At 57.8% G+C, this 5,550-nt stretch carries 7 protein-coding genes; 2 read left to right on the top strand and 5 right to left on the bottom strand.

Translation table 11 applies throughout. The annotated features are described in order from the left end of the window. On the top strand, positions 1–529 hold a 529-nt coding region (gene ubiG / locus ACEW8G_RS07980; protein WP_373487898.1), incomplete at its 5' end, for a bifunctional 2-polyprenyl-6-hydroxyphenol methylase/3-demethylubiquinol 3-O-methyltransferase UbiG. 50 nt (positions 530–579) lie between these two features. Here ubiG and ACEW8G_RS07975 read toward each other — a convergent pair. The 4 genes from ACEW8G_RS07975 to ACEW8G_RS07960 all read right to left on the bottom strand — a co-directional run bounded on the left by ACEW8G_RS07975 (position 580) and on the right by ACEW8G_RS07960 (position 3,855). Then, on the bottom strand, positions 580–771 hold the full coding sequence (locus ACEW8G_RS07975; protein ID WP_373487897.1) for a hypothetical protein: 192 nt from the start codon (positions 769–771) through the stop codon (positions 580–582). Further along, on the bottom strand, positions 768–1,121 hold the full coding sequence (locus tag ACEW8G_RS07970) for a hypothetical protein (RefSeq protein WP_373487896.1): 354 nt from the start codon (positions 1,119–1,121) through the stop codon (positions 768–770). The genes ACEW8G_RS07975 and ACEW8G_RS07970 overlap by 4 nt, the downstream gene beginning before the upstream one ends. 446 nt (positions 1,122–1,567) lie before the next feature. Continuing rightward, positions 1,568–2,983, bottom strand: coding sequence for an amidohydrolase family protein (locus ACEW8G_RS07965; protein WP_373487895.1), 1,416 nt, complete (start codon positions 2,981–2,983; stop codon positions 1,568–1,570). Further along, positions 2,977–3,855, bottom strand: coding sequence for a DUF6597 domain-containing transcriptional factor (locus ACEW8G_RS07960; RefSeq protein ID WP_373487894.1), 879 nt, complete (start codon positions 3,853–3,855; stop codon positions 2,977–2,979). Before ACEW8G_RS07960 ends, ACEW8G_RS07965 begins: the two co-directional genes overlap by 7 nt. Positions 3,856–4,125: 270 nt before the next feature. On the opposite strand from ACEW8G_RS07960, the gene ACEW8G_RS07955 reads away from it, so the two are divergent. Then, complete coding sequence (locus ACEW8G_RS07955; RefSeq protein ID WP_373487893.1) at positions 4,126–4,329, top strand: hypothetical protein; 204 nt, start codon at positions 4,126–4,128, stop codon at positions 4,327–4,329. Positions 4,330–4,378: 49 nt separating this feature from the next. On the opposite strand, the gene ACEW8G_RS07950 is transcribed toward ACEW8G_RS07955, so the two are convergent. After that, the gene (locus ACEW8G_RS07950) at positions 4,379–5,152 is read right to left on the bottom strand and encodes a hypothetical protein (protein ID WP_373487892.1); all 774 of its coding nucleotides are present in this window, start codon (positions 5,150–5,152) and stop codon (positions 4,379–4,381) included. Positions 5,153–5,550: the final 398 nt, after the last annotated feature.

Below are 5,550 nucleotides of genomic sequence, written 5' to 3'. Positions count from 1 at the left end.
GCTCGATGTCGGCTGCGGTGCGGGGCTGCTCACCGAACCGCTGGCGCGGCTCGGGGCGGATGTGACCGGGCTCGATGCTGCGGCGGAGAACGTGGCAGCGGCCAGCGCCCATGCCACCGCAATGGGGCTGCGCATCGATTACCGCAATGTCGGTATCGAGACGCTGGCAGGCGAGACCTTTGACCTTGTCACATCGATGGAGGTGATCGAGCATGTCACCGACCCGGCCGCGTTTATCGCCGGGCTGGAACGCGCGCTTGCCCCCGGCGGGCTGATGCTGCTTTCCACCCCGAACCGCACGGCATTGTCGCGCATTCTGCTGGTCGAGACCGCCGAACGCATTGGCCAGGTGCCGCGTGACACGCACGATTGGCACAAGTTCCTGACACCCGATGAACTCACCGGTCTGCTGGCGGCAGCCGGACTGCAGGTGACAAGCACGCGCGGCATCGCCTGGGACCCGCTGAGCGGCCTGCACCTCAGCGACAGTCTGGCGCTGAACTACCTGATGACGGTGGTGCGCGGGTAACCCGGCCACCAACAGGGCGGCTCGCTGGTAACAATCAGCTGCGTGGCCCGTCAGGAACCGCGCATGATCTTTGGCAGTTCAAACAGCTTTGAGCCGCCTTCTGCCAAAATTTCGACCCGCAAATCCGGGTCCGCCATGACTGCGCGCTCAGCCAGTTCTTTGGCGCCTGCAAACGAACCGTTCCATCGTTCCGAGCCATCAATGCGCTCGTTACGAATATAAACAATCTCAAGGCTGCTCATGATGCTCTCGCTGCGTAATGCGCGCGGATCGCAGCGGCAGCCAATGCTTGACCGGGGGTGACGGCGCGACTCTCTTCACTGTCGCCGGCACGCTGTCGTAATTCCCACCGGCATGAACCGCTGTGCCGTCCGGTGTGCATAAAGCAGGTGTGCCACCCTTCCGGCACCAGCATCTCTGCCGCGCTGGTCCACGCTTCGGCTGCAAGACACCCTTCGTAGGCGTAATGAAGGTTTTGCGGCCAACCTGCATGAGATTGGCCGTATACTGCCTCACCGGCCCTCTGAAACAACGCCCTGTCCGGCGCATCCGCCGCTTCAATCCGCGCTGCTAGCTCCAGCAGATCGATCATCCCGCCTCTTACGCATGCCCAATTCGTGACGCCGGTCATAATTGCCGCTCCGCATCAGAACGTTGATGTAGGTTATGATTCGCGACAAAAAGCGATCTTGCGCAGCGCTGCGACCTTTATGGCACAGTTGCCGATGTGGAAAAGCAATAGGCCGGCAGGTCACGCGCGCAAACTGCGTTTCGCTAAGTCACTCAAAATCACCGTCGGCCGCTCATTAGGATCACACCGCGCGATTTATCCAAGCCGATCGCCCCAATGTCGGTCATTTGATTTATCGCGGCGCGATCCTAAAGCATGCGATTCAATCTGGTTATGGCATGTAGCAGCTTTGTGGTCCAAGACCGCTATCTTGAGTTGCAGATCCACTCATCCAAACCGAACGCACGCGTCGTTATTGGCGTCACGATCGCGCTGTATACGAGCTTGAGTGTAATGACCGTAGACGCTTACTGGACGCGCTGTGTTGTCGGTGTGGCGCGAGCGAGATCCTGCGCCATGGATTGCAACTCCTGCTCGCTGAACCAGCGTCCGCTAAGGAAAATGCCTACGCGAGCAGCGGCATTGGCGATGTCGTCTAGCGGGTTGGCGTATAGAAGCAAAAGATCGGCCCGTTTCCCCGCCTCGACACTCCCTTGCACCTGATCCAGGTCAAGCATCCTTGCGGGTTCTATAGTCGCCGCAGCAAGAGATTCGGCAGGGGAAAAGCCAGCTGCCACGAAATTCGCCAGCTCAAGATGAACCGACGCCCCAGGGATGACGAACGGGTTAGGAGTGTCCGAGCCGATCGCCATTCGAACCCCTGCCTCGCGAAATTCAGAGATCATCATGAGCCGATTTTTACGTGCCTGTCCAACGAGAGCCCAATCGCCTGCATCGAGTCTTTGCCACCAGCTCGTTGCGCCCTTCCATTGCTCTAAGGCGAAAGACGGTATGTTGCGCATCTGCGGATCGACCAGCCACGCTTTGAGTTCGATGTCAGGGGCAAGACTGCGATCTTGCTGTACGGACGTGGGCACCACCCACACCCCGGCAGTCGCGAGTTGCCGTGCCAAAGCCTGCAGCCGTGACGAGCTGAGCGGAGCCGCCAGCGAACGTCGTGCCCAACCAGGGACAGGCGATTCATCTTCCGCGGTCACCACAGCGGCAAAATCGCCGAGATGCTCGATCGACCACTGAGCGGCGATCGCGCGATCGAGCGGGACTGCGCGAGGAATATGGCCAGCCACTTTGAGTCCGCGCAACTCGGCCTCTCGGATCAACTCATCGTAGGTTTCTGATGACAGATTTGAATAGGCCTTGATAAAATCATAGCCCTGTTGCTTTTGTGCGGCGACGGCGGCACGGGAAGCGGTGGCGTCGGCCGCAGCGAGATTGTCATCTCTCGCGGGTGGCGACCCATCGATGATCGGGCCGGCAGTAATAATGCGGGGGCCGATCAGGTCACCCGAACTTGTCCGTTCTCGCCAACCGAGAATAAACGGGCGACCATCCATGCTGCGTATCGTGGTCACTCCGTTTGCCACGAATAGCTTCAGAATGTCGGGATTCTCGATATATTCCAGATGGACGTGCGCATCGGTCAGGCCGGGCATGAGAAAGCGGCCTGTACCATCGATGATAACGGCGCCTGCAGGGATGGCGAGTTTCCCACGTGGCCCAACAGCTGCTATCTTTCCGTCGCGGATGACGACTGTATAATTGGGAAGAAGTGCACTTTCCTCTGTCATTGGAATGACTGTGACGCCGACAATCGCTATCGGCGCCGCTGCTCCGCCCGCTGCCCCCTTGGACAGCTCAGGCACTGCAGTACAGGCTGAAAGAACGATAAGACCCAGCAGCCACAAAATCAGTCGCATCACCATATGCCGCTCTCCTCCGCCCTGCGCAGTACCGGCAGCCAGTCGCCCTTGTCTTGAACATTTCCGACATCTACACGCTCGCGCAAAAAGGAAGAGATCGTGGTGCCGGCGAAATGCCGGAATTCGCGTGCCATGTGCGCCTGGTCCGAAAAGCGCAGCTCTGCCGCAAGGTCTGCCAACTCAACCGGATGACTGTTCAATCTCTTTTGCAGGATTTCGAAACGGTAGAAGCGGTGAAGATTTGCGGCCGTCGCACCGAAGCGTTCGCGACACACCCGCTGCAGCCGCCGCTCAGGCCAGCCCATCAAGCCTGCTAGCGCTGGAGGTGGCAGCCCGTTCCGCATCCCGTGGCTCAGCCGAGACGTCTCTGCGACAACATGAAAGTCGGGCTGAGCCGCTGCCAGAAGGGAAAGGAGCCACCCATCCACCAAGTGTACCCTCACCGACAAAGAGCAAGCCTCTCGCAATTGCCCGAGCATCTGTTCGCCTTCGGCCACCGAAACTTCCGTAAAGCTGGTGAGACGGTCGCCGAGGCCGTCGAGTGAACGGTTAAGGAAGAACCCCGCCATTCCCGGCCGAAAGCGAATGCCGATCCGGTGTACCTCGCCCGTTAAAGTAACAATGATTGGCGTAAGTTGCGTCGCTATCACGTAGCAGGAAGGCCAGGGCATCGGTACGAGCTCGAAGATAATCTTGGTGCATGCATCCGCCAACACGCGCACTCTCTTCGCTGGTTGATAAGAGCCATGCCGCTGCCAATAACCTTCGACAAAACGCTGCAATTCAGGACACGGCGATAGCAGATCATCCACTTCACTCACCATCAGAAAAGAGGCAATCGCATGCTGCTGACACAAGAAAGCACCTAGCGCCACCGATTTGGCTGCAGGACGTCAACCAGGAAGTCAGCCGTTCAGTTACCCAAGGGCGAGCACATGGCGATACCCGAAAAGATCAGAATTGGCCCACATTGGTTCCTGTGCAGCGTCAAAACGAACCTCATCGTCTTACTTTGGCGCGAATGACTGGCGCATCGACGGCGCCATGTTATGCTCGATTTTGAGGGTCAATGCGGCAAAGCAGGGAGTACCGGAAGTTCCGCCACAAGCCGATCTTTGGCCGCTTAGATCGACCTGAGTGGTTTGATGAAAGCAATTGCACTTGCTGGTAGCGAATTGAGAGCAGGGCATGGTGATGCCAAGATCAAGAAGCCAGCCAGCTTTTTTCGCTGCTTTAACGCGACGCCTAAGATCATTCGGCTGGTGATGGAGATATATGTGGTTTCCGCTGTTGCTTTGGAATGTCAAGAACCTGCTGGCCGAGCGCGGGATCGCTATCTTCCGTACTGAACCTCGGCGACCAGGTCGGCTTTTGCTTCGAAGATAGATCCCGAGTTTTCTATTCAGGATGCACCTCCAGTATAATGTCCCGGCGAGCCACCCACTTACCGGCACCGTTTCGTTCAAGCTCAACGATACCCAAACCTCCACGGTTCTCCCGGGACTGGCGATATTTATCGTCAACGCCGAATTCCCCGGCGAAGACCACGTCGTCAATCCAATAAGGAGGTTGTCCCGGCTCGGCCAAGAAAAGATGGATATGGGCCGGGTCGTTTCGACTGGGGTAAACCCCTGGCTTGATTGTCCTAAACTCATAGCGCCCGTCTGGGCCTGTTCTGACCCAGTTGCGCAGCTTCCCGTGCCGTCGGCTCCAGACCGATTCACTCGAGCCGTTGGCGTAGCGGCCTTCCGCGTTCGTCTGATGAGCGTAAATCACCACGTCTGAAGCGGGTGTTTGGCCGTCACTCTGATATACGACGCCGCTAAGGACAAGGCGCTCACCAGGCTCTAGATGAGATGCTAGGTCTACATTCCAATCTAGGCTGGCAGGGTCTCGTTCCCCTACCGCATCACAACCGTCACAAACATAGAAATCCGCATCTGCGGCTTCCGCCAATCCGCTAGCGCGGCAGCTCGCGGCTACGGGCAAGATCGCGACCAGGACCAGCATTTTGCTCAATGTTCTACGCAGCATGACGTTCTCCTTTTTTGCAAGATCTTGCGCTTTCGTCATTGCTCGCGACCGACATACAGAAAAGGTGTCGGGCAAGGCCGCATGGATCGCGCTAACGGCCCCTTTTGCCTCGACACAAAAAGTTGCGTGATCCAGCATTCAAGCGGCGATAACGAAACCGATATTCGATTTCTCCACTACAATTGTAGCCGAGCATGGTCTCTTTGCCCATACAAGACGAATTTTGACCACCATCGCTGGGTCCAAATTCGCTATAACTGCACCAGGCAGGCTGAGCGCATCTTCTGGCCAGTGTTTACGTTTTACAATGGCGTGGTCTTCCAGGGCACAGACTACGCGGCGTTATCCGCGTTTGACCCTGCGGGCCTTCAGTCGGCTTGCAGATGGACGCCTCGTGTCCGTCGTCAAAACATTTGGCACAGATCGCGGCGTAGCTTAGCGGAGTGTGGGCCTCGTCTGCGGGTTGGTTTTAGGCGGCGAGCTTGCGGTGTTGCAAGCGCCGATGTTCGATGGTTTGTCGCTTGATCCTTTCGCGC

The organism is Blastomonas sp. (assembly GCF_041747255.1).
Lineage (GTDB): Bacteria > Pseudomonadota > Alphaproteobacteria > Sphingomonadales > Sphingomonadaceae > Blastomonas.
The sequence above is the reverse complement of the archived record's forward strand: the minus strand, read 5'-3'. Positions and strand labels throughout refer to the sequence as shown.